Source organism: Zoogloea sp., from assembly GCF_023150065.1.
Taxonomy (GTDB): domain Bacteria; phylum Pseudomonadota; class Gammaproteobacteria; order Burkholderiales; family Rhodocyclaceae; genus Zoogloea.
The window spans coordinates 204,590-230,071 of sequence record NZ_JAKLLN010000004.1 but is presented as its reverse complement, the minus strand read 5'-3'; the positions used below and the strand labels follow the sequence as shown (position 1 = coordinate 230,071).

The 25,482-nt window shown below is 69.4% G+C and carries 28 protein-coding genes; 12 read left to right on the top strand and 16 right to left on the bottom strand.

Annotation, left to right across the window (positions count from 1 at the left end; translation table 11 throughout):
* Nucleotides 1-6: 6 nt before the first annotated feature.
* The 4 genes from L6Q67_RS07520 to L6Q67_RS07505 are packed head-to-tail and all read right to left on the bottom strand — an operon-like array spanning nt 7 to nt 3,218.
* Nucleotides 7-783, bottom strand: a complete 777-nt coding sequence (locus L6Q67_RS07520; protein ID WP_296567611.1) for a LamB/YcsF family protein — start codon at nt 781-783, stop codon at nt 7-9.
* Nucleotides 780-1,820 carry a biotin-dependent carboxyltransferase family protein gene (locus L6Q67_RS07515; protein ID WP_296567608.1) on the bottom strand — a complete coding sequence of 347 codons (1,041 nt, stop codon included), beginning with the start codon at nt 1,818-1,820 and terminating at the stop codon, nt 780-782. Before L6Q67_RS07515 ends, L6Q67_RS07520 begins: the two co-directional genes overlap by 4 nt.
* Nucleotides 1,817-2,518: a 5-oxoprolinase subunit PxpB gene (gene pxpB, locus L6Q67_RS07510; protein WP_296567604.1), complete on the bottom strand. Its 702-nt coding sequence runs from the start codon at nt 2,516-2,518 to the stop codon at nt 1,817-1,819. The genes L6Q67_RS07515 and pxpB overlap by 4 nt, the downstream gene beginning before the upstream one ends.
* A 37-nt stretch (nt 2,519-2,555) precedes the next feature.
* Complete coding sequence (locus L6Q67_RS07505; RefSeq protein WP_296567603.1) at nt 2,556-3,218, bottom strand: DUF4197 domain-containing protein; 663 nt, start codon at nt 3,216-3,218, stop codon at nt 2,556-2,558.
* Between the two features lie 50 nt (nt 3,219-3,268).
* Here L6Q67_RS07505 and L6Q67_RS07500 point away from each other — a divergent pair, with 50 nt between their 5' ends.
* Genes L6Q67_RS07500 through L6Q67_RS07485 form a run of 4 tightly spaced genes read left to right on the top strand, consistent with a single transcriptional unit; the run spans nt 3,269 to nt 6,951 of the window.
* Entirely contained in the window at nt 3,269-3,763 is a 495-nt protein-coding gene (locus L6Q67_RS07500; protein WP_296567600.1) for a peroxiredoxin, read from the top strand.
* Nucleotides 3,760-4,998: an efflux RND transporter periplasmic adaptor subunit gene (locus tag L6Q67_RS07495; RefSeq protein WP_296567596.1), complete on the top strand. Its 1,239-nt coding sequence runs from the start codon at nt 3,760-3,762 to the stop codon at nt 4,996-4,998. The genes L6Q67_RS07500 and L6Q67_RS07495 overlap by 4 nt, the downstream gene beginning before the upstream one ends.
* Nucleotides 4,999-5,032: 34 nt before the next feature.
* Nucleotides 5,033-6,253: an FtsX-like permease family protein gene (locus L6Q67_RS07490; RefSeq protein ID WP_296567593.1), complete on the top strand. Its 1,221-nt coding sequence runs from the start codon at nt 5,033-5,035 to the stop codon at nt 6,251-6,253.
* A complete protein-coding gene (locus tag L6Q67_RS07485) occupies nt 6,250-6,951 on the top strand; it encodes an ABC transporter ATP-binding protein (protein WP_296567592.1) in 702 nt (233 codons plus the stop codon). The genes L6Q67_RS07490 and L6Q67_RS07485 overlap by 4 nt, the downstream gene beginning before the upstream one ends.
* A gap of 7 nt (nt 6,952-6,958) precedes the next feature.
* Here L6Q67_RS07485 and L6Q67_RS07480 read toward each other — a convergent pair whose 3' ends face one another.
* Complete coding sequence (locus L6Q67_RS07480; RefSeq protein ID WP_296567590.1) at nt 6,959-7,384, bottom strand: hypothetical protein; 426 nt, start codon at nt 7,382-7,384, stop codon at nt 6,959-6,961.
* A gap of 94 nt (nt 7,385-7,478) precedes the next feature.
* Between L6Q67_RS07480 and L6Q67_RS07475 the strand changes: the two genes are divergently transcribed.
* The 4 genes from L6Q67_RS07475 to bluB all read left to right on the top strand — a co-directional run bounded on the left by L6Q67_RS07475 (nt 7,479) and on the right by bluB (nt 10,968).
* A complete protein-coding gene (locus L6Q67_RS07475) occupies nt 7,479-7,799 on the top strand; it encodes a hypothetical protein (RefSeq protein ID WP_296567589.1) in 321 nt (106 codons plus the stop codon).
* Between the two features lie 100 nt (nt 7,800-7,899).
* Nucleotides 7,900-8,697 carry a DnaJ domain-containing protein gene (locus L6Q67_RS07470; RefSeq protein ID WP_296567587.1) on the top strand — a complete coding sequence of 266 codons (798 nt, stop codon included), beginning with the start codon at nt 7,900-7,902 and terminating at the stop codon, nt 8,695-8,697.
* A 75-nt stretch (nt 8,698-8,772) separates the two neighbouring features.
* Nucleotides 8,773-10,239: an ATP-dependent RNA helicase DbpA gene (gene dbpA / locus L6Q67_RS07465; protein ID WP_296567585.1), complete on the top strand. Its 1,467-nt coding sequence runs from the start codon at nt 8,773-8,775 to the stop codon at nt 10,237-10,239.
* 54 nt (nt 10,240-10,293) lie between these two features.
* Nucleotides 10,294-10,968, top strand: a complete 675-nt coding sequence (gene bluB, locus L6Q67_RS07460) for a 5,6-dimethylbenzimidazole synthase (RefSeq protein ID WP_296567582.1) — start codon at nt 10,294-10,296, stop codon at nt 10,966-10,968.
* Nucleotide 10,969: 1 nt separating this feature from the next.
* On the opposite strand, the gene L6Q67_RS07455 is transcribed toward bluB, so the two are convergent.
* From L6Q67_RS07455 to L6Q67_RS07445, 3 genes are read right to left on the bottom strand one after another with little or no spacing between them, the layout of a single operon-like run.
* Nucleotides 10,970-11,302 (bottom strand): transcriptional regulator, encoded by a 333-nt coding sequence (locus tag L6Q67_RS07455; protein WP_296567579.1) that lies wholly within the window; start codon nt 11,300-11,302, stop codon nt 10,970-10,972.
* 34 nt (nt 11,303-11,336) lie between these two features.
* Nucleotides 11,337-11,735: a hypothetical protein gene (locus L6Q67_RS07450; protein WP_296567578.1), complete on the bottom strand. Its 399-nt coding sequence runs from the start codon at nt 11,733-11,735 to the stop codon at nt 11,337-11,339.
* Between the two features lie 47 nt (nt 11,736-11,782).
* Entirely contained in the window at nt 11,783-12,835 is a 1,053-nt protein-coding gene (locus L6Q67_RS07445) for a hypothetical protein (RefSeq protein WP_296567576.1), read from the bottom strand.
* Nucleotides 12,836-12,993: 158 nt separating this feature from the next.
* Here L6Q67_RS07445 and L6Q67_RS07440 point away from each other — a divergent pair, with 158 nt between their 5' ends.
* On the top strand, nt 12,994-13,902 hold the full coding sequence (locus L6Q67_RS07440; RefSeq protein ID WP_296567574.1) for a recombination-associated protein RdgC: 909 nt from the start codon (nt 12,994-12,996) through the stop codon (nt 13,900-13,902).
* Nucleotides 13,903-13,927: 25 nt separating this feature from the next.
* Here L6Q67_RS07440 and L6Q67_RS07435 read toward each other — a convergent pair whose 3' ends face one another.
* Complete coding sequence (locus tag L6Q67_RS07435) at nt 13,928-14,512, bottom strand: hypothetical protein (protein WP_296567572.1); 585 nt, start codon at nt 14,510-14,512, stop codon at nt 13,928-13,930.
* A gap of 15 nt (nt 14,513-14,527) precedes the next feature.
* Nucleotides 14,528-15,307, bottom strand: coding sequence for an enoyl-ACP reductase FabI (fabI, locus tag L6Q67_RS07430; protein ID WP_296567569.1), 780 nt, complete (start codon nt 15,305-15,307; stop codon nt 14,528-14,530).
* 135 nt (nt 15,308-15,442) lie between these two features.
* On the opposite strand from fabI, the gene L6Q67_RS07425 reads away from it, so the two are divergent.
* A complete protein-coding gene (locus L6Q67_RS07425; protein WP_296567566.1) occupies nt 15,443-15,952 on the top strand; it encodes an HAD domain-containing protein in 510 nt (169 codons plus the stop codon).
* 26 nt (nt 15,953-15,978) lie between these two features.
* Here the strand turns inward: L6Q67_RS07425 and L6Q67_RS07420 are convergent, their stop codons facing one another.
* From L6Q67_RS07420 to L6Q67_RS07405, 4 genes are all read right to left on the bottom strand, one after another.
* Entirely contained in the window at nt 15,979-16,959 is a 981-nt protein-coding gene (locus tag L6Q67_RS07420; RefSeq protein ID WP_296567564.1) for a serine/threonine protein kinase, read from the bottom strand.
* Nucleotides 16,956-17,720, bottom strand: coding sequence for a TerC family protein (locus L6Q67_RS07415; RefSeq protein WP_296567562.1), 765 nt, complete (start codon nt 17,718-17,720; stop codon nt 16,956-16,958). Before L6Q67_RS07415 ends, L6Q67_RS07420 begins: the two co-directional genes overlap by 4 nt.
* A 172-nt stretch (nt 17,721-17,892) precedes the next feature.
* A complete protein-coding gene (locus tag L6Q67_RS07410; RefSeq protein ID WP_296567559.1) occupies nt 17,893-20,949 on the bottom strand; it encodes an EAL domain-containing protein in 3,057 nt (1,018 codons plus the stop codon).
* A 133-nt stretch (nt 20,950-21,082) separates the two neighbouring features.
* Nucleotides 21,083-22,348 carry an NnrS family protein gene (locus L6Q67_RS07405; RefSeq protein WP_296567556.1) on the bottom strand — a complete coding sequence of 422 codons (1,266 nt, stop codon included), beginning with the start codon at nt 22,346-22,348 and terminating at the stop codon, nt 21,083-21,085.
* Nucleotides 22,349-22,440: 92 nt separating this feature from the next.
* Here L6Q67_RS07405 and L6Q67_RS07400 point away from each other — a divergent pair, with 92 nt between their 5' ends.
* Nucleotides 22,441-23,136 carry a Crp/Fnr family transcriptional regulator gene (locus L6Q67_RS07400; protein WP_296567554.1) on the top strand — a complete coding sequence of 232 codons (696 nt, stop codon included), beginning with the start codon at nt 22,441-22,443 and terminating at the stop codon, nt 23,134-23,136.
* Between the two features lie 3 nt (nt 23,137-23,139).
* Here L6Q67_RS07400 and L6Q67_RS07395 read toward each other — a convergent pair whose 3' ends face one another.
* Nucleotides 23,140-23,388 carry a DUF2249 domain-containing protein gene (locus L6Q67_RS07395; protein ID WP_296567551.1) on the bottom strand — a complete coding sequence of 83 codons (249 nt, stop codon included), beginning with the start codon at nt 23,386-23,388 and terminating at the stop codon, nt 23,140-23,142.
* 167 nt (nt 23,389-23,555) lie between these two features.
* Here L6Q67_RS07395 and L6Q67_RS07390 point away from each other — a divergent pair, with 167 nt between their 5' ends.
* Nucleotides 23,556-23,906, top strand: a complete 351-nt coding sequence (locus L6Q67_RS07390; protein WP_296567547.1) for a hypothetical protein — start codon at nt 23,556-23,558, stop codon at nt 23,904-23,906.
* 14 nt (nt 23,907-23,920) lie between these two features.
* Here L6Q67_RS07390 and L6Q67_RS07385 read toward each other — a convergent pair whose 3' ends face one another.
* Nucleotides 23,921-25,480 carry a nitrite reductase gene (locus tag L6Q67_RS07385; RefSeq protein ID WP_296567538.1) on the bottom strand — a complete coding sequence of 520 codons (1,560 nt, stop codon included), beginning with the start codon at nt 25,478-25,480 and terminating at the stop codon, nt 23,921-23,923.
* Between the last annotated feature and the right edge of the window lie 2 nt (nt 25,481-25,482).

Below are 25,482 nucleotides of genomic sequence, written 5' to 3'. Positions count from 1 at the left end.
TCCTGCTCAGTCGGTGGCAATCGCCTCGAGGCCAGCCAGACGGTAGCCCCGTTCGAGCAGCCCGGCCCGCAGGGCGCGGGCCGTGGCCACTGCCTCGGGGCCGTCACCGTGCACGCAGATGCTGCCGATGGGGGTGGGCAGGTGGGTGCCGCTCACCGCGATGATGGACCGGGCCTCGAGCATGGCGAGCACATGGGCGAGGGAGGCGGCGGCGCCGTGGATCAGGGCGCCGGGGCGGCTGCGGGGGACCAGGCTGCCGTCGTCCTGGTAGGCCCGGTCGGCGAAGATCTCCTCGACCACCCGCAGCCCGGCCCGGCGGCCGGCGCTGGCCAGGGCCGAGCAGGCCGGGGCGAGCAGGATCAGGCCCGGGTCGAAGATCCGGATGGCGGTGGCCACGGTGTCGGCCAGGGTGGCGTCCGTGCAGGCCATGTTGGACAGGGCGCCGTGGGGTTTGACGTGGGCCATGGCCAGCCCTTCGGTGCGGGCCATGCCGGCCATGCCGGCCATCTGGTAGATCAGGATGGCCTCCAGTTCGGCCGGGGGCAATGTCATGGGGCGCCGGCCGAAGCCCTGCAGGTCAGGGTAGGCGGGGTGGGCGCCGATGCTCACGCCGGCGGCCTTGGCCCGGCGCAGGGTGTCGCGCATCACCAGCGGGTCGCCGGCGTGAAAGCCACAGGCGATGCTGGCGCTGTCGAGGCTGCCCAGGAGTTCGGCGTCATTGCCCATCTGCCAGGCACCGAAGCTTTCGCCCAGGTCGGCGTTGAGGTTGAGGAGGCGGGTCATGTGCCGGGTCTCGTTTCGTCGGGCCACAGGTGGGGGTCGTCGCCACGCACTGCGGCGCCGGCTAAGTTGGCGGCCAGCAGCAGAGCCGTCTCGGGGTCGCCGCCCGCCGGGGCCGGTCGTGCGCGGGTCAGCCAGTCGGCCAGGCGGCAGGCCAGAGCAGCCCGGGCGGCGGCGGCTTCGTCGGCGTCCACGGCGCGGAAGCGGATCTCGTCGTCGGCCTGCAGGTGGGCCAGGCGCGGCAGGTCGGCGCGGATCACGGTGGCAATCTTGGGGTAGCCGCCCACGGTCTGGCAATCGGCGAGCAGCAGGATGGGCTGCCCGTCGGCCGGTACCTGGATGGCGCCGGGGGTCACACCGTCGGAGACGATGTCGGCGCCGAGCGGGCTGTGGGCCAGGGCCGGCCCGGCCAGGCGCAGGCCCATGCGGTCGCGCTGGCGGGTCACGCGGAAAGGCGTGGTGTAGAAGTGGTCGAGGGCTGCGGCGGTGAAATGCCCGTCCTGGGGGCCGGGGATGACCCGGATCGGGCCGTCCCCATGGCGCAAGGCGTCGTTCTGCCACTCACCGGTGTGCGGGCGGGCGGCGTGGCAGGGCAGGGTGGTGGCCCCATGGACCAGCCCGGCCCGGGCGTAGGTGGAGCGGCTGCCGAGCAGGGGTGGGGTGAGCAGGCCGCCTTCGATGGCGATGTAGCCGACCCCCCGGGGGCTGCCCACCTGCAGCTGTTCGCCGGGCTGCAGGGTCAGGGTGGACCAGGCCGGAACGGCCCGGCTGGTGCCCCCGATGCGAAGGTGTCGGGCACCCATGGCGCCGGCCAGGGCGATGCGTACCGGTTCGTCGAGAGCCTCCAGCAGGGGCCCGGCGAGCAGCACCTCGAGGCCGGCACCGTCGGCCGGATTGCCCAGCAGGCCGTTGGCCGCGGCCAGGAACACCGGGTCGAGGGCGCCGGACAGGGGCACGCCGATGTGCCGGTGGCCGTGGCGGCCACCATCCTGGATGCTGACGCCGAGGCCGGGCGTGCGGATCGCCAGGCGGGCGCTCACGGCCTGGCCAGGGCGTCCGCCCCCACCGCCTGCCAGCGCACCCGGTCGCCGGGGGCGAAGAGGGCGGGACGCTCGGCCCGGTGGGCGTCGAAGAGGCTGACCGGGCTGCGCCCCACCAGGCGCCAGCCGCCCGGGCTGTCCCACGGGTAGATGGCCCCCATGCGCCCGGCGATGGCCACCGAGCCGGCCGGCACGCGGGGACGTGGGGTGGCCAGGCGGGGCATCTCCAGGCTGGCGGGCAGGCCGTCGAGATAGGGGAAGCCAGGCAGAAAGCCGAGCATGCAGACGATGAACTCGGTGGCGATGAGCTGCGCCACGACGGCCTCGCGGCTGAGCCCCCGGGCCGCCGCCACGGCGTCCAGGTCGGGGGCGAAGTCGCCCTCGAAGCACACCGGGATGGTCCACTCACGCCCGCTGCCGGTGGCCTGCCGGCCTTCGGCAGCCAGGGCCTGCAGGCGGGTGGCGAGGTGGCGGGGAGGGCAGCGGTCGGGGTCGAAATGCACCGTGACCGAGCGGAAGGCGGGAACCCACTCGATCACCCCCGGCAGCTCGCCAGCGGCATGCAGCTCGGCCAGGGCGGCGGCCAGACCGAGCACCCGGGCCTGGATGTCCGGGGTGATCTGCCGGGCGGCAGGCTCGCCGAACTCCACCGTGAAGGCGGCATCGCCCAGGGCGAGCAGGCGGGGCTGTGGATGCACGCTGGCAGGCAGGGGCCGGGCCCCGCAGCGGCCGGGCTTACTGCCCGATGGCGCCAAAGACCTTCTTGGCCAGCCCGCCGGCGGCGCCCACCGGGTCCTTGCGGATGGCCTTTTCCTCTTCGGCGATCATCAGGAAGAGCCCGTCCAGGGCCTTGCGGGTCACGTAGTTCTCGATCTTCAGCTCGTCGCCCTTGGCCAGGCCGAACTGGCTGGCCTTGCTGGCGAGCTTGTTGTACTGGGTCGACAGGGACAGCTTGTCGGTCGCCTCCTTGACGGTGGGCAGGAAGGACTCGGCGAGCTGGGCGCCGGTCTTGTCCTTGAAGTAGCGGGTGGCGGCGTCGTCACCGCCGGAGAGGATCTTCTTGGCGTCCTCCACGCTCATCTTCTTCACCGCCTCCACCAGCAGCGGCTTTGCCTTGGGCACGGCCTGCTCGGCGGCCTTGTTCATGGTGCTCACCAGGGCGTCCAGATCCTTGCCGCGGCCCATGGTGCGCAGCATGTCCTCCATGGGCGCCAGGCTGGAGGGCAGGCCGATCTTGACTTTCGGGTTGTTGAAGAAACCCCCGTCAGTCCCCAGTTGTCCTACCGCTTTCTCGGCCCCCTGGGCGAGAGCCTCACGCAAACCACCGGAGGCATCCTTGTCGGTGAGGTCGGCAAGACCCAGGGCCCAGGCCTGGCCACAGATGACAAGTAGCAGCAAAGCTCGCAGAATCCCACGCACGGCACACCTCTCTCTTCCGGTTAAAAACAATGTTTCTCAAGGCTATCACGCGCCTTCTGGGCGCAGTCGCCCTCCTTGCACTCCTTAACGCTTGCAGCCAGCCGGCGGCGCCGGATGTGCGCTACACCACCCTCAACGGTCAGAGCGCGAATCTGGGGGCCCTGCGCGGCAAGGTCGTGCTGGTGAACTTCTGGGCCACCACCTGCACCACCTGCGTGGCCGAGATGCCCCGACTCGTCGAAACCCACCAGAAATTCGCCTCCCGGGGCTTCGAGACCGTGGCCATCGCCATGAGCTACGACCCGCCGGAATACGTGCGCAACTACGCCGCCCGCAGCGGCCTGCCCTTCACCGTGGTCCTCGACACCACCGGCGAGGCGGCCAAGGGTTTCGAGGAGGTGCGCCTTACGCCCACCACCTTCATCATTGATCGCAAGGGCCGCATCGTCCAGAAGTTCCTTGGTGAGCCGGACTTCCCCAAGCTCCACGCCCTCCTCGACAAGCTGCTGGCTGAGCCGGCATGAAGCGCCGCAATCTGATCCTGGCGCTGGCAGCGGCTGGCGTGGTGGCGGCTGCCGTGCTGTGGCCGCGGGGGCGTGAGGTGGAGGTGGTCAGCGTCGCCAGGGCACCCCTGACCCAGTCGGTGGTGGCCACCGGGCGCATCGCCACCCCGGCGCGCATCGTCATCGGCAGCCCCCTGGCGGCCACCGTGCTGGAGGTGAAGGTGCGCGAGGGCGACTCCGTGCGCCCCGGGCAGGTGCTGGCCCGCCTGCGCGCCGACGACGCCGAGGCCCTGGTGGGCCAGGCTGCCGCAGCCCTCGCCGAGGCCGAGGCGCGCTTTGCCCAGATCGAGAGCGTTGCCCGCCCCGTGGCCGCCCAGCAGCTCGCCCAGGCCGAGGCCAACCGCAAGGTGGCCCTGGCCGAGGCCGAACGTGCCCGCCAGCTGGTGGCCAAGGGCTTCTACGCCCAGTCCAAGGCCGACGACGCCCTGCGCAATGCCGCCAATGCCGCTTCAGCGGCCGATACCGCGCGGGCCCAGCTGACGGCCCAGCAGGCCGGTGGCAGCGAGCGCGAGGCGGCCCGCGCCCGGGTCGAGCAGGCCCGCGCCCAGCTGGTCAACGCCCGCGCCCGCGCCGCCCAGCTCACCCTGACCGCCCCGGCGGCCGGTGTGGTGCTGACCCGCAAGGCCGAGCCCGGCGACGTGGCCACCGCCGGCAAGGTGCTGCTGGAGCTGGCCGAGGCCGGCGAGACCCGCGTCTATGCCACCGTGGACGAAAAGAACCTGCGTCTGCTCAAGCCCGGCCAGAAGGCCCGCGGCGTGGCCGACGCCTTCCCGGCCCAGCCCTTCGACGCCGAGCTGTACTACCTGGCACCGGCCGTGGACCCCCAGCGCGGCACCGTCGAGACCCGCTTCCGGGTGCCGGCGGCGCCGGCCTTCCTGCGCCCGGACATGACCGTCTCCGTCGAGACCATCACCGGCCACCGGGATGCCGCCCTGGTGCTGCCCGCCGAGGTGGTGCGCGACGCGGACAGCGGCAAGCCCTGGGTGCTGGTCGCCCGGGACGGCATCGCCACCCGGGTGGCGATCAAGCTGGGCCTCAGCGGCATCGGCCGGGTCGAGGTGCTGGAAGGCGTGTCTGAAGGCGACGAGGTGCTGCTGCCCGCCGGCGGCGCCCTGGAAGGCGACCGTCTGCGTATCCGCGAGGCCCGCAAGCCCAAGGTGTCGGGCGTGCAGGTGCCCCAGGGCATGACCCGCTGATGGCCGCCCCGGCTGGCCGGCGGAGCCCCCCGGCATGAAGCTCCGGCTCCCCTTCGCGCCCCTCGTGGCCCTGCGCTTCCTGCGCGAGGGGCGCATGCAGACCCTGCTGATCCTCGCCGGCACCACCGGCGGGGTGGCGGTGATCGTCTTCCTGACCCAGCTCATCACCCAGCTCCAGGCCCAGATCGTCGACCGGGTGCTGGGCAGCCAGGCCCACGTGGTGATCCGCCCCGCCGAGGAGGCCAACCGGCGTGCCATCGACGAGGCCGGCTTTGCCTCCATCATCGAACCCCGCGCCCAGCGCCTGCGCTCCATCGACCAGTGGGAGAACATCGCCCGCCTGGCCGCCGACATGCCGGGGGTCACGGCGGTGTCGCCGGTGGTCACCGGGCCGGCCTTTGCGGTGCGCGGCCAGGCCAGCAAGTCGGTGGCCCTGATGGGCGTGGACGCCGAGCGCTACCGGCGCATCGTGCGCATGGAGGAATACATGGTGGCCGGCCGCTTTGCCGTGGACGGCACGCGGGCGGTGATCGGCTCCGAGCTGGCCAAGGATCTGGGCATCCGCATGGATGACAAGCTGCGGGTGGCCCTGCCCAATGGCCGCGACGAGCTGCTGCAGGTGGGGGGCATCTTCGACATCGGCAACAAGGATCTCAACCGCCGCTGGATCTTCGTGACCCTGCCCCTGGCTCAGAGCCTGCTGGATCTGCCCGGCGGCGTCTCCAACCTGGACCTCACCGTGGCCGACATCTTCGAGGCCCAGCCCGTGGCCGACCGCCTGCGCGGCGCCACCAGCCTGACCGTGGAGAGCTGGATGCAGACCAATGCCCAGCTGCTGGCGGCCCTGCGCAACCAGTCGGTGTCCAACAACCTGATCCGCAGTTTCGTGGTCATCATCGTGGCCCTGGGCATTGCCAGCGTGCTGGTGGTGAGCGTGGTGCAGAAGCAGAAGGAGATCGGCATCCTGCGCGCCATGGGGGCCAGCCGGGGCATGATCCTGCAGGTCTTCCTGATCCAGGGGGCGGTGGTGGGGGCGGTGGGTTCCATCCTCGGCAGTGCCCTGGCCTTCACCCTGCTCAACGTGTTCTCGGCGATCTACCGCAACGCCGACGGCCAGCCCCTCTTCGCCGCCGAGCTCGAGCCGCGCTTCATCGCCATGGCGGCGGTGGTGGCCACCGCCGTGGGCCTGCTGTCGGCCCTCATCCCGGCCCGCCGGGCGGCGCGCATGGACCCGGTGCAGGCGATCCGCTCATGACTACCCCTGTCATCGAACTGGCCGGCCTCACCAAGGCCTACAACCTCGGCACGCCGGTGGAGACCGAGGTGCTGCACGGCATCGACCTGAGCCTGGCCGAAGGGGAGTTCGCTGCGCTGATCGGCCCCTCGGGCTCGGGCAAGAGCACGCTGCTCAACATCATCGGCCTGCTGGAGCGCCCCACCGGCGGCCGCCTGTCCATTGGCGGGCGCGACACCGCCAGCCTGTCCGAGGCCGAGATCACCCAGCTGCGGGGGCGCAGCATCGGCTTTGTCTTCCAGTTCCACCACCTGTTGCCGGCCTTCACCGCCCTGGAAAACGTGATGATGCCCACCATCATCGCCCGGGGCCGTGCCGACGATGAGGCCGAAGCCACCGCCCTCGAACTGCTCGACGCCGTTGGCCTGAAGGCCCACGCCCTCAAGAAGCCGGCCGCGCTGTCGGGCGGTCAGCAGCAGCGCGTCGCCATCGCCCGCGCCCTGGCCCTGCGCCCGCGCCTGATCCTGGCCGACGAGCCCACCGGCAACCTGGACACCCACACCGCCGACGACATCTTTGCCCTGCTGCGGGAGTTCAACCGCCAGAGCAGCTGTGCCTGCCTCATCGTCACCCACGACCCGCGCCTGGCGGCCCGCTGTGACCGCATCGTGCGCCTGGTGGATGGGCGCATCGCCGACGACCGGCCGGCCTCGACCTGAAGCCCGCTCAGCGGCTCACCTGGCGTGGGCGGACCTGCGTGTCGGGCGTGGATGCGGCATCTGCGGCGAAGTAGTCGTTGCCCCGGCGGTAGTAGTGATTGCAGGAGGACAGCTGGGTCGGCCTCGCCCCGACGCTGTTGAGATCCGTGCAGAAACGGGCGTCGTCTTCGAGCTTCCAGGTGCCCATCACGCCGTAGGAGCGGACACCCCGGATGTTGCCGCTGACGCTGCCATCGGCCTTCACCTCCAGGCGCACATCGCCCCCCATGGTGGTGGGGCCCGACAGGGTTGCGCCGACCAGCAGCGCCTGCACCTCGGCCTTGTCCAGGCGTTTTCCGCCCTGCTCCAGCAGCTCGCCGAGGGTGGCCTGGGCCAGCACCGGCTGACTGCCCAGCAGCAGCACGGTCAGGCTGAGCACGGGAGCGATTCTCATGATGCTATCCTTTCAAGGTTGGGCGCCGGACCATCGGGAGTGATTATCCGCCGCCTCAAAATTTCCGGCCAGCCAGTCCCTGTTCAATATCGCCATGCCCCGTGCCTACCTCCCCAGCCTGCTGCTCCTGACCCTCGCCTCGGCCTTGCCGGCCCATGCCGACGAAGGGGGCTTGTGCACCAGTGTGTGTGCCACGGAGCGAACCCGGTGCCAGAAGGAAGCCCGCTCCGTCGACCGCTTCGAGCGTGATACCTGGGTGTCCCGGCAGGATGTCCGCGCCGGCTCCGACGCCAGTGCCGAAATGGAACGGCTGGAGGCCCGCCGGGCCGAGGCCGACAAACGGCGCTTCGAACGTGATGCCGACTGCGAAGCCGCCTACGGACGCTGCACCGCCGAGTGCCGCCCGCTGCGCTGAGCTGGTCTGCCTGAAGGCAGGAGGCGGCCTTTCCGCAGGCCCAGCCTGTCGGCCATAATCACGCCCACGTGCGCAACCCTTCCCAAGTTTCTGTCATGCCATGAAGGCCAGGACCACCCTATACGAACTGCTCGGGCTCGGCCCGGATGCCACCGAGGCCGAAATCCGCGCCGCGCACCTGATGCTGGTCGAGCGCTACCAGTCGGGCAAGCACGGTCTCCCGCCGGTGGATGCGGACAACCGCATCAAGGCCATCAAGGAGGCCTACTGGATTCTCTCCGAGCCCGGCCGGCGTGCCGCCTACGATGCCAGCCTGGTCCACGCCACGGTCGCCCCGCCGCCGCTGGCGGACGGCGGCCTGCCCCTGAAGGTGGAGATCAGCGACGTCAAATGGACACCCGGCCGCATCATGCTGACCATCATCGGTGGCCTGATGATCGTCGGCATGGTCATCCAGATCTTCTTCTCCCTGTTCGCCTTCAAACAGGCCGGGCGCGCGGCCAGCGGCGAGATGGCCGCCGAGGCCCAGGAGCGGGTGATGGCCGCCGAGCGGCGACAGATGTACGGCAACATGAGCGAGGCCGAGATCGCCGAGCAGGAGCGCCGGGAGCGCCAGGATAGGGTGGACTCGGCCAGCCGCTACGAGCAGGAGCGCCAGGAGCGCGCCCGCCGGGATGAGGAGCGCCGCCGTGAGGAGGCCCTGCGTGAGCGCACCTACTACGCCGACCGGGTTTCCTCCGACCTGCAGCACGCCGAGCAGGCCGCCCGCCAGCAGGCCGAATACGAGAAGCGCCAGAAGGAAGAAGCCGAGCGCCGCGCCGAGATGGAAGAGCAGCGGCGCGTGCAGGAGCGCCTGTCCCGGGAGCGGGCGCGCTGGCAGCAGGAGTTGCGCAACTGAGCCGCCATTGAGGTGGCCTCCCGGGCTTTTTCCCGTGTTGCAGGCGTGGCCCGGCGCTTTCCGGGATAATCCGGCATGAACTCGACCCTGCCCCCGCCGTCGGACGCCGATTCCGGCCCTGTCTCCGACGCCACCTTCGTTCCGCCCCCGGCTGCCGTCGTGGCGGCCCCCTTCGACCAGCTGCCCCTGCCGGCAGCGGTCATCGCCAACCTGGCGCGCCTCGGCTACCACAGCATGACGCCCATCCAGGCCGCCAGCCTGCCGGTGGCCCTGGCCGGGCACGACCTGATTGCCCAGGCCAAGACCGGCAGCGGCAAGACGGCGGCCTTTGCGCTGGCCTTGCTCGATCGCCTCAACCCGCGCAGCTTCGCCGTGCAGGCCCTGGTGCTGTGCCCGACCCGCGAGCTGGCCGAGCAGGTCACCCAGGAGATCCGCCGCCTGGCCCGGGCCGAGGAGAACATCAAGATCCTCAGCCTGTGCGGCGGTACGCCGATCCGTCCGCAGGCCGACAGCCTGGAGCATGGCGCCCACATCGTGGTGGGCACCCCGGGGCGTCTGATGGACCACATCTCCCGCGGCAGCCTCAAGCTCGACGCCCTGAACAGCCTGGTGCTGGACGAAGCTGATCGCATGCTCGATATGGGCTTTTTCGACGACATTGCCTACGTGGCCAAGGCCTGCCCGAAGGCGCGCCAGACCCTGCTGTTCTCGGCCACCTATCCGGAGGGTGTGGTGCGTCTGGCGCGTCAGTTCATGCGTCAGCCCCAGGAGATCGCCCTGCCCGAGCAGCACGCCGAGGAGACCATCCGCCAGCGCTTCTACGAGGTCACGCCGGACCAGCGCCTCCACGCCGTGGGCCTGCTGCTGCGCCACTACCGCCCGGAGAGCACCCTGGCCTTCTGCAACACCAAGCAGCAGTGCCGCGACCTGATCGACGTGCTGCACGCCGAGGGCTTCCATGTGCTGGCCCTGCATGGCGAGCTCGACCAGCGTGATCGGGACCAGGTACTGGTGCAGTTTGCCAACCGCAGCTGCTCGGTGCTGGTGGCCACCGATGTGGCCGCCCGTGGCCTCGACATCGCCCGCCTGGAGGCGGTGATCAACGTGGACGTGACCCCCGACCCGGAGGTGCATGTGCACCGCATCGGCCGTACCGGCCGGGCCGGCGAGGAAGGCTGGGCCCTGAGCCTGGCCAGCCCCAACGAGATGAACCGGGTGAACAACCTGGCCCGCGCCCATGGCTTCGAGCCGGTGTGGGAGTCCATCGACGCCCTCCAGGCCGAGGACCGGACGCCCCTGGTGCCGCCCATGGTGACCCTGCAGATCCTCGGCGGGCGTAAGGAGAAGATCCGCCCCGGCGACGTGCTCGGCGCCCTCACCGGTGAGGCCGGTTTTGCCGCCAGCCAGATCGGCAAGATCAACGTGAACGAGCAATCCACCTACGTGGCCGTGGAGCGCAGCATTGCCCGCAAGGCCCTGAAGCGGCTCGGCGACGGCAAGATCAAGGGCAAGAAGGTCCGCGTGCGGCTGCTCGACGAGTAAACTGGCGCGTCCGCAGCAACGCCCGATCAACCCGCCCTGAACGGGGTCTCCATCATGGCCGACAACGAACACCGCTTTCCGGATGCCGATGTGGCAGCCATCTACCGCGTGATCGCCGAACGGCGCGACATGCGCCATTTCCGCCCGGACCCGGTGGCCCCGGAGCTGCTGGCGCGGCTGTTGTGGGCCGCCCACCATGCCCCCAGCGTGGGCTACATGCAGCCCTGGCGCTTCATCCGCATCACCGACCGGGGCCTGCGCGAGCGCATGCACGCCCTGGTCGAGGTGGAGCGCTGCGCCACCGCCCGGGCCCTGGGCGAGCGCGAGGAGGACTTCATGCGTCTCAAGGTGGAGGGGCTGCTGGAGGCCGGTGAGGTGATCGTGGTGGCCCTGGCCGACGGGCGCGAGAAGCACGTCTTCGGCCGCCGTACCCTGCCCGAGATGGACCTGGCCTCGGTGGCCTGTGCCATCCAGAACATGTGGCTGGCGGCGCGGGCCGAGGGCATCGGCCTGGGCTGGGTGTCGATCTTTGATCCCACCGAACTGGCTACGCTGCTGGGCATGCCCGCCGGCGCCCGGCCGGTGGCCATCCTGTGCATCGGCCACGTGGAGGCCTTCTACCCGCGCCCGATGCTGGAGATCCACCAGTGGGCCGAGCGCATGCCCCTGGAGACGGTGGTCTTCGAGAACGGCTGGCAGGCGCCGGCAGTACCCGCCGACGCCGGGTGAGTCAGCTGCCGGTGTTGCCGGCCAGATGTCCCGCGCCGGCCAGGCCCTCGGCACCGATGGGCAGCAGCTTGTGCAGGGCCTGGATGTAGCGCTGCAGGGCTGCCAGGCCGGTGGGCGTCATGCTGTAGCGGGTCTGGGCCCGGCCCGGTCCCTCGCTGCGCTGCAGGCTCACGTAGTCGGCGGCGATGAGCTTCTTCAGGTGGGATTCAAGATTGCCGTCGGACACATCCAGGCTGCGCTTGAGTTCGGAAAAGCTGGCCTCACCGGCCCCCGCCAGAAAGGCGGCGAGCTGGGTGCGCAGGGGCTGGTGCAGGAGGGGGTCGAGGGCTTCCATGGGCTGCTGGCCCGCCGCAGCGGGCACCGGATGTCTATTTCAGGTTGAATTCTGCCCGCATCGAGCCCGGATTGCGCCCGTCCTGTTCGCCCGGCACGCGGATTTCGAAGTTTCCACCCACCACCTCGTTGCCGGCCTTCCAGTTCTTGCCGTCCAGGCTGGCCCAGTGCTTGTAGGTGTAGACGTCCTGGCGGGTGCGCACGGTGAGGGTGCTGCGGGCCTCGCCGTCGAGCAGGCTGCCATGGATGCGGGCCTCGATCGGCAGGGGGGCGCCGGCGGGGTAGAGCAGGATGTAGGGCTGGCCGGCGGGGGCCTGATCGCCGAAGCGCACGACGGGCAGGCGGGCGAGTTCATCGGCGCCCGGTTTGCCAAAGCTGGCACAACCGGCCAGGGTCAGGGCGGCAAGGGTGCCGGCGGAAAGACGCAGGATCACGGTAGGACTCCTTGTGGACGTGGGGGAAGTGATGCAGGAAAAGGGGCTTACTGACGGGCGCTGCCACCCTGGAAGTTCACTTCCAGGGCGGACTCGACCTCGGGCCCGCGGGCCGGGTCGAGGCTGGCGCGCATCCACGGGATGGAGATCCAGTGGGTTTCCCGGGCCAGCCGCCAGGGGCCGCCGGGGGCACGCACGTCGCCGGTGGGCTGGCCGTCGCGCAGCAGGATCTCCAGGGGCTGGTCGAGGGTCAGGGGCAGGATTGCATCGGCGGCCGGGCGGAACAGGTCGCCCGACACCTCGACCCGTACCGGCACGCGGGTGCCGGCCGGCAGGCTGACGATGCGCGGCCCGGCCAGGTGGGGGCCGGCACGGAAGGCTTCCAGGGACGTGACCGGTACTTCGGGCGGCAGCAGGGTGGAGGCGTAGCGGTGGCCGGCGAGGGGGGCGGCCAGCACCAGCACCGTCCACCCGGCGGCCTGGGTCAGGCGCAGGGCGAAGGGACGGGCGCGGCCGTGGTCGAGGAGGCCCGACAGCATCGGCAGGCCGAGCCCGAACACCGAAGCGGCGATCCACTTCATGGTCTCGAAGGGAAGGCGTGCCGCGAGGCCGGCCACACCGATGGCGATGATGATGCCGCCGGCCCATTCCAGCACTTCTTCCGAGAACAGGCCGTGCACGTATAGCGCCAGGCCGATCATCACCAGCCACACGGTGCACAGCATGTAGGCACCGCCGAAGAAGAAGGTGGCAAAGGTGAACAGGGTGCCGATGCCCATCAGCAGCCACAGCAGCTTGACCACCTGGCGGTGGATGAAGGACCAGGTCTCGTCCCGGGCGGCCTTGACCCGGCCCGTCAGGTGCCAGTCGGCCCAGCCGGCGCCCCCCAGGACCAGGGCGATCCAGCCCAGCCAGACCAGCGCGCGTTGGGTGGTGTCGGGGATCTGCTCGGCGGTGAACACCGCATCGCTGGACAGGAACAGCCCGGCGCCAGCGAGGCCCCACAGCACCAGGCTGTGGCGCTCCATGCGCAGGTTGCGCTGGCCGCGGACGAGCATGGACTGGATGGTGTCGAGCTGGCGGGTGATGGGGTCGGCCATGATCGGGAAATTCCACGTGGATTAACTCTGTAGTTCAGAGTTATATGCTCTGAAACGCAGAGTGTCAACGACAAAACGATCCGCCGAACGGGCTGGCGGTGCTGCACCGAGCCGCTACAATGCCGCCTCTCTTTCTTCAGCACGGATCGTTTCCCGCCATGTGGTTCCGCAATCTCCAGATCTATCGTCTCCCCGAAAACTGGGGCCTGACCGTCGAAACCCTCAACGAAAAGCTCGCTGCCCGGCCCTTTGCACCCTGCGGCAGCCAGGACATGGCGAGCCGGGGCTGGAGTTCGCCGACCAAGGACGACCGCTTCGTGCTGGCCGTGGGCGGGCACTTCCTGGTGGCCCTGATGGTCGAGCAGAAGCTGCTGCCGTCGTCGGTGGTGAATGAAGTCGCTGCCGACAAGGCCGAGCAGATCGAGGCCCAGCAGGGTTTCAAGCCGGGCCGCAAGCAGATGAAGGAGATCAAGGAGGCGGTGCTGCAGGAGCTGCTGCCCCGGGCCTTCACCCGGCGCCGCAAGGTGTACAGCTGGATCGATCCGAAGGGCGGCTGGCTGGTGATCGACGCGGCCAGCCCGGCCCGGGCCGAGGAGGTGCTGGACGCCCTGCGCGACACCCTGGACGAGCTGCCGGTGAAGATGGTCAAGACCGAGCTGTCGCCCGTGTCGGTGATGACCGGCTGGCTGGCGGCCAACCAGGCCAGCGGCAACTTCACCATCGACCTGGACTGCGAGCTGCGCGCCGTCACCGACGAGAAGGCCGCCGTGCGCTACGTGCGCCACGCCCTCGACGGCAAGGACGTGCAGGACCACCTGGCCGCCGGCAAGCTGCCGACGCGCCTGGCGATGACCTTCGATGACCGCATCTCGATCATCCTCACCGAAAAGATGGAGATCAAGCGGGTCGCCTTCCTCGACGTGATCAAGGAAGAAGCCGAACGCCAGGCCGACGCCGCCGACATGCAGATGGAAGCCGACTTTGCCCTGATGAGCGGCGAGCTGTCGCGCCTGATCCCGGCCCTGCTGGAGGTGCTGGGCGGGGAGGTGAAGGACGCGGTGATCTGATCCGCCTGAGCGGTCTTTCTGTCCCCTAGGGCAGGAAGACCGGATCGGACAGCACCAGGGTGCCGTCGCTGCGCATCATCAGGTTGTGGGGGTTGAGGATGTCCGGCTGCACGGGGTACTCCTCGATGAAGTCGGACAGGGCAGCCACCGCCTGGATCAGGCTGTCGGGCAGGCCCGGTGGCGGCTCCCGGCTGATGTGGTAGAGGGCCAGGCGGCCGCGATTGACGCCCATGTTGGCCCATTTCTCGCAGCCTTCCCAGTAGGCCCGGGAGAGCAGCTGGGCGAGCGCCTCGGCGTCGCCGGAGACGGGCAGCAGGCGTTCGATTTCGAGAAGGCGGAAGGAATAGCCCGAGCTGGCCTTGCCGATCACGCCATGGTCGTGGAACAGGCGCGGGAAGTGGATGCCCGTGGGCCGGTCGTCGGCAGCCAGGTAGAAGTAGTCTGCCGGCGAGCTGACGATCTTGAAGACCCGCTGGCCGTCGCCGGGGTCGAGGACGATGGAGGATTCCCCCCGCCCGAGTTCGGGCAGGCCGTCGAGCAGGGGGTGGGCCGGAACCGGATCGGGCAGGCTGACGCCGGCCTGTCCTGTCCCGGCAGCGGGGGGCATCATGGCGAACCCGGGGGCTTACCCGATGATGTTGTACCCGGCGTCCACGAAGTGCACGCCACCGGACATGTTGCGGCCGGCATCGGAGACCAGGAAGGCGGTCAGGGCGCCGATGTCTTCCGGGGTCACCAGGCGGTGCAGGGGGGAGCGATCCACGGCAGCTGCCATCAGGCCGTCGAAGCCGGCGATGCCGGAGGCGGCGCGGGTCATCAGCGGGCCCGGGGAGATGGCATTGACGCGGATGTTCTTGGGGCCCAGCTCGAAGGCCATGTAGCGGGTAGCGGCCTCGAGGGCGGCCTTGCACAGGCCCATCACGCCGTAGTTGGCGATGACCTTCTCGCTGCCCAGGTAGGTCATGGTGATCAGCGAACCGCCGCCGGCCTTGTCGAACAGGGGCTCGGCCTTGCGGGCCAGGCGCACGAAGGAGTGGGTGGACACGTCCATGGCCAGGGCGAAGCCGTCGGCGGAGGTGTCGACGACGCGGCCGTGGAGGTCGTCGCGCTTGGCGAAGGCCATGGAGTGGATGGCGAAGTCGAGCTTGCCGTACTTGGCGTCGATCTTGGCGAAGACCTCGTCCATGGTCTCGGGCTTGGTCACATCGAGCAGCAGCACGTCCTCGACGCCCAGACGGCTGACGATGGGCTCCAGGAAGGCCAGGGTCTTTTCGTTCTGGTAGGTGATGACGACTTTTGCGCCAGCCTCGATACAGGACTCGGCAACGCCGGTGGAGATGGACTTTTCATTGGCAATGCCGGTGATCAGGCCGACCTTGCCTTCGAGGTTGATGATGGGTTTCATGGCTGGACTCCGTTGGAACGAGAAAAATTACCGCACTGCAGCAATTGCTGACCTTAGAATAGTCTAACGTGACTGTTACGTAGTCATTTTTCAATTAACGGCAAGTTTCCGCCTTTCCTCAGCGTCCTTGTTGCGATGCATCAAAAAACGGCCGAAAACACTCCTCCGGTGGGCCTCTCGCCGGTCTATGTCTTCCTCGATTTCGACGGGGTGACCCATCCGTGGGGTGAGGCGGAGGACTTTCGCTGCCTGCCCCTGCTGGAGTCGGTGCTGAGGGAGTATCCGGAGACGCAGGTGATCATCTCCTCCGACTGGCGCACCCTGTTTTCCCTCCAGAAGCTGTCGGCGCGCTTTTCGGAAGATATCCGGGCGCGGGTGATCGACTGTGCCCCCACCATCTTTCCGCGCACGCCCAACGAGCTTTACGGCCTGCGCGAGCGGGAGGCCCGGCAGTGGCTGGAGCGCCGGGCGCCCGCTGCCGAGTGGCTGGCTGTGGATGATGCCCCCGGCAACTGGCCGACCCGGGCCAGGCTGGTGCTGACGGATTTCAAGCAGGGCTTCACCGACGAGGACGCGGGGCGCATGCGACGCCTGCTGGATGCCTTCCGCAGCGGGGCCTTCAAGGCGCCGGAGGCGGCGGCCTGAGCGCGTCTGCTTGACTGAGCGAAGCCCTAGAACAGCCGCGTCAGCGGTGATTCTTCCATCAAGGCCACCTGTTCCCGCAGGGACAGGATCATGTCCTGCCAGTAGCGGGGGCTGTCGAACCAGCTGAACGCGGCCGGAAAGGCCGGGTCATCCCAGCGGGTGGCGATCCAGCCGGCGTAGTGGATCAGGCGCAGGGTGCGCAGGGCCTCCACCAGATGGAGGCTGCGGGGGTCGAAATCGGCGAACTGTTCGTAGCCTTCCAGCACGCTGTCCAGCTGCCGGGCCATGGCCTGGGCGTCGCCGGAGAGGAGCATCCACAAGTCCTGGATGGCCGGGCCCTGGCGGGCGTCGTCGAAGTCCACGAAATGGGGCCCGGCGTCGGTCCATAGCACGTTGCCCCCATGCACATCGCCGTGCAGGCGGATCTGCGGCAGGGGGCCGGCGTGCTCGAAGCAGCGGCGCACGCCGTCGAGGGCCTGGTTCACCACCGACAGCCAGGTGTCGCGCAGCTCGGGGGGCAGGAAGGGGGAGGCCAGCAGGGTGTCCCGCGGGGCGTCGCCGAAGCTATGGATGTCCAGCGTCGGGCGGTGGGCGAAGGGCCGGGTGGCCCCTACCGCGTGGATGCGTCCGAGGAAGCGCCCGAGCCAGCCCAGTACTTCCGGATTGTCGAGTTCGGGGGCCCGCCCGCCCCGGCGCGGGAAGAGGGCGATGCGGAAGCCCTCGTGGTGGTGCAGGGTGTGACCGCCCGTCTCGAGGGCAGCCACCGCAGGGATCTCTGCGTCGGCCAGCTCGGCCAGGAAGGCGTGTTCCTCGAGAATGGCGTCGTCGCTCCACCGCCCGGGGCGGTAGAACTTGGCGATCAGGGGGGCCGCGTCCTCGATGCCGACCTGGTAGACCCGGTTTTCATAGCTGTTGAGGGTCAGCAGGCGTCCGTCGCAGCGGAGGCCGGAGGCCTCCACGGCGCTGAGGATGAAATCGGGGGTGAGCGGCCCGAAGGGCGCCGTCACTGCTGGTTGCCTTCGCGTACGTAGGGTTCGTGGAGTTGCACCGGCTGAACCTTTGCCGCCTGGCGGCTGCGCATGCGCAGGTTGAGCATTTCCACCAGCACCGAGAAGGCCATGGCCGAGTAGATGTAGCCCTTGGGTACGTGGTGGCCGAAGGCGTCGGCGATGAGCACCACGCCGATGACCAGCAGGAAGGACAGGGCCAGCATCTTGACCGTGGGGTGACGGGAGACGAACTCGCCGATCGGGGCGGAGGCCACCATCATCAGGCCCACCGAGGCGATCACCGCGGCGATCATCACCTGCAGGTTGTTGACCATGCCGATGGCGGTGATGATGGAATCCAGCGAGAAGACGATGTCGATCAGGATGATCTGCATGATCACCGCGCTGAAGGTGGCCTTGACGGCGCTGGAGGCTTCGCCTTCCTCGCCTTCCATCAGCTGATGCACTTCCTGGGTGCTCTTCCAGACCAGGAAGAGGCCGCCGGCGAGCAGGATCAGGTCGCGCCCGGAGAAGCCGTGGTCGAGGAGCGTGACCATGGGCTCGGTCAGGCCGGCCAGCCAGGACAGGATCATCAGCAGGCCGATGCGCATGAACATGGCCAGGAAAAGCCCCAGCCGGCGGGCGAAGGCGCGCTTTTCGGGGGGGAGCTTGTCCACCAGGATGGAAATGAAGATCACGTTGTCGATCCCCAGCACCAGCTCGAGCGCGGTGAGGGTGAGGAAGGCGATCAGCAGTTGCGGGTCGGTCAGGAATTCCATGGTTGGGTATGCAGTTGTTGCGGGGAGGCAGGCCATCGGGATGGGCCGCGCCGCGCATGGTCGCACGAAATCGCACCCACGGCGCGAGGTGACGCACCGGGGGCGGGGTTGAGCGATGGGTCAGCTGCAAGGGCGCAAGGCGCTGCGCTCCGGGGCGGTAGGGAAGCCGGCCTCAGTGCCGGCGGGCATGCTCCTGCATCCACACCTGCATGTGGGCGGCAGGCATGGGGCGGGCGATGCCGTGGCCCTGGACCTGGTGGCAGCCGAGCTTGAGCAGGGCCTGGCAGTGCCGGGGGGTTTCCACGCCTTCGGCGATCACCTCCCGGTGAAAGGCCGCGGCCAGGCCGATCACGCCCTGTACGGTGGCCAGGTCGTCATCGTCGTCGAGCATGTTGTGGATGAAGGAGCGGTCGATCTTGATGCTGCGTACGGGCAGGCTGCGCAGGCTGTTGACCGCGCCGTAGCCGATGCCGAAGTCGTCGATGGCGAAGCTCACGCCGAGGCTGTTGCACTCGGCCATGATGGCGGCGATGTGCTGCAGGTCGTCGAGGGTGGTGGTCTCCAGCACTTCCAGCTGGAGCAGGCCGGCGTCCACCCGGGGATGGGCGTCGAGCACGGCCTTGAGGTGCGGCACGAAGCCGGGGTGGGCCAGGTGGCGGGCCGAGATATTGACGCTCATGGGGGTGGCGAAGCCGGCCTGGCACCAGCTGTCCAGCTGGGCGACGGCGGTGGCCAGCACCCAGTTGCCGAGCTCGATCTCGAAGCGCGATTCGCTGACCATGGGCAGGAATTCGCCCGGCAGGCGCAGGCCGAGCTGCGGATGCTTCCAGCGGATCAGGGCTTCGACGCCGGTCAGGTGATCGGAGCGGGCATCCATCTTGGGCTGGTAGTGGAGCTCCAGCTCCCCGTCGTAGAGGGCCGATTCGACCCGGGTCTGGGCGTCCCGATGGGCGCGCAGGGCGCGGTCACGCTCCGGGTTGAAGAGGTGGAAGCAGTTGCGGCCGGCCTGCTTGGCCAGGTACATGGCCCGGTCGGCGTGGCTGAGCAGGGTGTCCGGGTCGGAGCCGTCGAGGGGGCACAGGGTGACGCCGACGCTGGCGGTCACGCGCAGTTCGAGGCCATCGATGATGACCGGCTCGGCGATGCTGGCGAGCAGGCGCGCAAAGACCTGCTCGCATTCGTCGCTGTGCTCCAGGCCGTTGTAGATCAGCGCGAACTCGTCGCCGCCCAGGCGTGCCACGGTGTCGCCGGCCCGGGTGGAGGCCTGCAGGCGGCGGGCGATCTCCACCAGCAGCAGGTCGCCCACATCATGGCCCAGCCGGTCATTGACGGGTTTGAAGCCGTCCAGGTCCAGGTAGGCCACGGCGGCCAGGGTGTTGTTGCGTTCGGCCTGGGCCAGGGCCATCTGCATGCGGTCGGCCAGCAGGCTGCGGTTGGGCAGCTGGGTCAGCACGTCGTGGTAGGCCAGGTGCTCCAGGTGGCGCTGGCTTTCCTTGAGGTCGGTGATGTCGGTGAACAGACCCACATAGTGGGTGGTCTGGCCGGCCTCGTTGCGCACGGCCGAGATGTTGCCGAGCTGGGCGTAGAGCTCGCCGCTCTTCTTGCGGTTCCAGGTTTCGCCCTGCCAGGTGCCGGTGTCGCGCAGTTCGGCCCACATCTGCTCGTAGAAGGCCGGCTCGTGCACGCCCGAGCGCAGGATGCGCGTGTTCTGGCCGATGACCTCCTCGCGGGCGTAACCGGTCAGGGCGCAGAAACTGTCGTTGACCTCCAGGATGCGGGAGTGGGGGTCGGTGATGATGATGCTCTCGTGGGCGTGGCGGAACACGCTGGCGGTGAGACGCAGGTAGTCCTCGGCGGCCACCCGGGCGGTGACGTCGTTGAGGGTGCCCGAGGTGCCGATGACCTCGCCGGCCTCGTTGAGCTGGGCGCGGATGAAGATGTCCATCCAGCGGTAGCTGCCGTCACGGCACTGCAGGCGCAGGGTGGCGCTGCAGTGGGGCAGGGTGCGGGCAATGATGGGCTTGAAGGCGCGGTACTTGTGGGGTCGGTCGTCGGGGTGCAGGAAGTCGCCGAAGTTGCGGCCCAGGGATTCATCCACGCTGAAGCCGCTGATCTCGGTCCAGGCCGGGTTGAGCAGCTCCCAGTGGCCCCGGGTGTCGGTCTGGAAGATCACCTCGCGGACGTTGTCGAAGACCTGCTGGTAGCGGCTCTGGCTCTCCTGCAGGGCCGCGGAGGTCTCCCGGGCGAGGGTGATGTCGGCGATGCTGCCGACCATGCGCAGGGGCTGGCCATGTTCGTCCAGCTCCACCACGTCGCCCCGGTCGCGCACCCACAGGTAGTGGCCGTCGGCATGGCGGATGCGGTACTCGCAGCAGTAGGCGCCGCCACCGCACAGGCAGGTGTCGATGATCCGCGACAGGCGGGCCCGGTCTTCCGGGTGCACCAGGGTCAGGGAGGTTGCAGCCGGATGCGTCAGGTAGCTTTCGTCGAGGCCGAGCATCTCGCACCAGCGCGGGTTGTGGCTGACCTGGTCGGAGAGCAGGTCCCGGTCCCACACGCCTTCGCCGATGGTGGCCAGCACGTAGGCCAGCTGGGCCTTGTCGTGGCGGGCGGCGGCCTCCTGGCGCATGCGCTCGCTGATGTTGCAGGCGAAGCCCAGGGTGCCGAGGACGCGTCCGTCGGCGCTGCGCACGGGGGCCTTGTAGGTCTCGAACCAGGCGGGGGCGCCCTTGTCGGTGAGCTCCTCGATCACCGTGCGCGGGCGTCCGCTGTCCATCACGTCGGCGTCCTGGGCCCGGTACAGCTCGGCTTGCTCTCGCGGCCACAGGTCCAGGTCGGTCTTGCCGAGCACGGACTGGGGGGCGGTGTGGCCGCAGGATTCGGCGAAGCTCTGATTGACCAGCAGGAAGCGCCCCTGGCGATCCTTCAGCCACAGCAGCAGGGGCAGGCCGTTGATCAGGGTTTCGGCGCCGGGGGCTTCCGGCAGCGCGCCATCGGCGCTTTCCAGATCGAGGTCGGAGAGCGGGGTTTCACCGGGCAGGCCGGCCTGCCAGGCCTTCACCAGGGTGGCGGCGTTGAGGATCTTCTGGCCACTCCCGGCCTCGCCCACGGGGATGGCGCCGAGGCCACGGGTGAGCAGGCAGGAGAGCGCGTCGAACAGGGTGCACTCCGGCGCCAGGTGGCGTCCTGCGTGGCGGGTGGCGTCTGTCGGGTTAGGCTTGTGTTCCATCCTGGTCTGATCCGGGTGAGGCGGTTTGGCCCCGATCATGCCCGCCGGGCCTGCCGCGGACTAAGGAAGGAAGTCCCGGATCCATGACGGCGGGGTCTACGAAGTGATATGGATCCGGTCATAGTTCCTGTTTTCAACCGGGGCGGCCGTCGGCCCGGGCTTTCAGATAGACCGGTACCAGGCGGACTGCCCAGGGCACCATCACCGCCAGCCAGCCAAAGCTGCTCAGGTTCAGCAGCAGTTGCTGGCTGCCCGGCAGCAGGTCGGCCAGCACGCGCAGGCCGGCCACGGCGTGCAGGCCCAGGGCCAGGCGCCAGGTCAGGGTATCGGCCACCAGGGGGCGGCCGGAGTGGCCGAGGCTCACCCGGGACACCATGGCCAGGCTCATGGAGGCAAAGAAGCCCACCGTCAGGGCATGCTGGGGTGCCAGGCCGAGGCTGCCCAGCCCGCTCACCTGCAGCAGTCCGCTGGCACCGCCCAGCAGCCAGGCCACCCCCAGCCACAGGAAGCCCAGGTGCAGCATGGCCAGCAGGGGCACGGCGAAGCTGCGCCGCAGCTGCCAGCGGGCGCTCAGCCAGAAGGCCGTCCCCGCGCCGGCCAGATCGGCTGGCCAGGCCCAGGCTGCGTGGTCGGCGGCGGCGCAGGCGCCGTGGATGACGCTGGCCACAAGCAGGGTCACCAGCGCGCTGTCGGGGCGGACCGCCTCGTAGCGCGGCAGGGCCGAACTGGAGAAGAAGGGAATCATGCGGTGGCTCACCACCATGAACAGGGGGGCCAGCAGCCACCACAGCCCCACCGCAATGCCGATGCGGGCCAGGGCGGGCTCGCCGGACAGGGCGTAGCCGGTCCATGCCAGCAGGCCTGCCGCGCCGGCCGCCAGGGCCAGCCAGGCACTGACCGGGTGGAGACGCGCGGCTCCGGGCTTGAAGGCCACCGGGTGGAGACGGCGCAGGGCCAGCACCCAGCCGGCCAGCACCAGGGCCAGGCCGCCGGCGCGCAGGCCGGGCTGGTCGAACAGCAGTCCGCCGTCAAACAGCAGCCAGCCGCCGCACAGCAGCAGCCAGGCCGGCCGTGCCGCTGCACCCGGCGTGTCGGGCAGGCCCTGCCAGCGGGGCATGGCGGTCAGCAGGAAGCCGAAGACGAAGAAGGGGAAGACGCCGTAGCTGGCCCACAGCCCATGCACCCAGCCGGGCGGCCAGGGCCACGCCGGGCCGGCGACGAGACCGCTGCGGGCCAGCATTTCCCAGCTCCAGGGCAGGAAGACGAGGACGGCCTGGATCATGCCGGCCAGGAACATGGCCCGATGGGGGGCTGCAAACAGGATCGGGCCGACGGGCCCGGCAGCCGGGGGCGGGGCGGGTTCGCTGGGGCGGGGCTGCAGGCGGATGGGTTTATCCATAAAGGGGTAGGCGTTGCTTGCCGCGGCGTCGGGAGCTGCGGACGGGGTTAGAATCCCTCGTGGGCATGTCGCCCGAATCGAGAGTCAGTGTCATGTCCACCGAGAAAATCGATATTCCCGGCCTGCTGAGCCGGATGCCGCTCTTCAGTGCCCTGTCCCCGGAAGATCTCGCCCACATGGCGGCGGCCACCCGGGAGCGGCGTCTGCAGAAGGGGGACCGGCTGTTCCAGCGTGGTGACCAGCCCAAGGGCTTCTTCCTGGTCGTGTGGGGGCAGATCAAGCTGGCCTTCACCTCGGCCCAGGGCAATGAAAAGGTGGTCGAGATCCTCGGCCCCCTGCAGAGCTTCGGCGAGGCGGTGATGTTCCTCGACCAGCCCTATCCGGTGCTGGGCGAGGCCCTGGCCGACACCCTGGTGCTGCATATCGGCGCCGCGGCGGTTTTCGGGCAGACCGAGCAGGACCCGCGTTTTGCCCGCAAGCTGCTGGCCGGCATGTCGATCCGCCTGCACTCCATGGTGCGCGACGTGGAGTCGTATGCCCTGCGCTCGTCCACCCAGCGGGTCATCGGCTATCTGCTGCAACTGGCCGAGAGCGTGCCCTGCTCTCCCCAACAGGGCGAGCGGGCGGTGGAGCTGCCCACCAGCAAGCAGGTGATTGCCTCGCGCCTGAGCCTGACGCCGGAAACCCTGTCGCGCATCTTTCACGAGCTGTCCGATGCCGGGCTGATTTCGGTGCAGGGCAAGCACATCGTCATTCACGACGCAGCCCGCCTCGCCGAGCACGACTGAAGCTCAGGGCGCCGGCGCGGCGCCGGCGTGGCGGATATGGATGGCAAAGGCGCCGTCCTCGCCAATCTCGGTGCGGTGGGTATAGCCATTGCGGCGCAGTACGTCATACAGGGGCGTTGGCTCCCGGTACAGCAGGAGGATCACCTCGCCGTCCGGCGGCAGGGTGTCCAGGGCTTCCAGGGTGAGGTTGAGGGGCTCGGGCGGCAGCAGGCCGCGGGCATCGACGATCACGGGGGCGGGGCTTGGCGACATGGGTTGAGTCCTGATCAAACGAGTGGGGCAGGGGTCACAGAGTGGCCCCGGGGGGCACGGCCAGCCTTGACCCTGCTCAAGGGGCCGGCGCTTCTCCGTGTCGGGCGGCGCACCCGGTTCGGGCGTCCGGATGCTACATTCCGCGCCATGCCAAACGAGATCACACCGTGAAGGAGGGGTCTGCCCTCCTCGTCGCCCTGCTGCTGGCAGTGGCCATTGCCTATTGGTCGGACCACTACCGGCTCGCCGACCAGGCCGTGGTGGCGCGCGAAGCCGAGGATCTGTCCTCCCGCCCGCCGCCGCCGCCCGCCCTGCCCCAGGCAGAGCCCGTACCGGAGCGCCTGGACGTGGTCGGGCCCCGCGATCCGGTGGCCCGGGCGGCCCTGTGCGAGGAACTGCTGGAGGTGATCCGCGGGGTCGATGCAGCCCTGCAGCTGCCCCAGTCTTCGGCCACCATCGAACAGCTCACCACCCGCCGCCGGGTGTACCAGGAGAAGCGCGCCACCCTGGATTGCTGATGGCGCCGCGGGGCTCAGTGGCTGGTGCCTTCCGAACGCTGGATCTTGTTGAACAGGTTGTACTTGCCGATGGGCTTGCTCGCCGGCAGGCGCTTGATCTCCTTGAAGGTGCTGGCGTCGAGGAAGATCAGGGCGCCGTCCTTCTCCATCAGGCTGGCGATCACGTAGCGGCCGTAACGGTCGAACTCCACATGGGCGAAAGTCTTGCCCGGTTCCGGGCGGATCTGTGCCACCACCGCAAGGCTGCGTTTGTCGATGACCTGCAGGGTGTCCCGGGCGGTGGGGCTCATCATCGAATCCACCCAGGCGTAGGGGCTGTTCTCGTGGCTGCGCAGGAAGAAGCCCGGCCCCAGGGTGGGGATGGTGGCCACGGTCTGCCAGTTCTTGAGATCGATCACGCTGACGGTGGCGTCCTTGAGGTGGGTGCTGGCGGCCACCCGGCGCCCCTGGTATTCCCATGAAATTCCCGAGCCCAGGTGGGGCATGCCGTTCAGGTCGAGTTCGGCGATCTTGCGCCGGGCGTCCAGGTTGACCACCTGACCGCGGCCCTCCCGGGAGGTGCCCAGCACCTCGCTGTAGTCCTGGGTGAAGAAGAAGTCGTCGAGCACATGCTCCAGGGCGCTGCGGCGGGGGTTGAGGAAGCCGGGGATGAAGGCGCCCTCCTTGTACTTGAAATCGTGCACGAAGCCGGTGGCGATGTCCTGGGCTGCCGGGTCGTAGCTGATCTCCCAGAGCTCGGGGATGTCCTTGAGGGCCGCCACGAAGCTGCGCCGGGGGGCGGCGTCGTACACCGCCGAGACGCGCGAGCGTGCATCGCCCTTGAAGTTGCTGCCGTCGATGACGCGCAGCAGGCGCAGGTCGGCGTCGAAGAGCACCAGGTTGCCGGGCAGGTAGTTGGCCACCGCCACGTAGCGGCCGTCGGCCGACACGGCGGCGTTGCGGGTGTTGATGCCGGCCCGTACCTCGCTCACCACCTGCAGGTTCCAGATGTCGAACTTGCTGATCCAGCCGTCCCGGGAGGCGAAATACACGTAGCGCCCGTCGGGGCTGAACTTGGGCCCACCGTGCAGGGCGTAGCGGGACGGGAAGCGGTGGATGCGCTCCATGCGGTCACCGTCGAGCACGCTCACATGGTGGTCGCCGGCCTCGACGACGATGAACAGGTTCATGGGGTCGGCCTTGGCCACCGCGCCCTGGCGGGCGTCGGGCAGGCTGCCCTTGGGGAAGTGCTCGATCCGCGAGGCGCGGATGTCGGCTTCGCTCCAGCTGGGGGGCGGGCTGACCGGTGAGTAGATCCACCCGGTGAGGGTCTCGATCTCGTCGGCGCTGAGCACCTGGCCGAAGGCCGGCATCTGGGTGGCGGGGCGACCGTCGCGGATGGTGGCCTGGGCGTCCTTGCGCTTCAGGCGCTCCAGGCTCTCGGGCAGCAGGGCCGGGCCCATGCCCCCCAGGCGGGCGGCGCCGTGGCAGGCGAGACAGTGCTGGCTGTAGAGGCTGGCGGCGTCGGCGGCCCGGGCGCTGTGGCTGCCGAGGGCCAGCACGGCCAGGGCGAGGAGGGAGAGCAGGCGGTTCATCG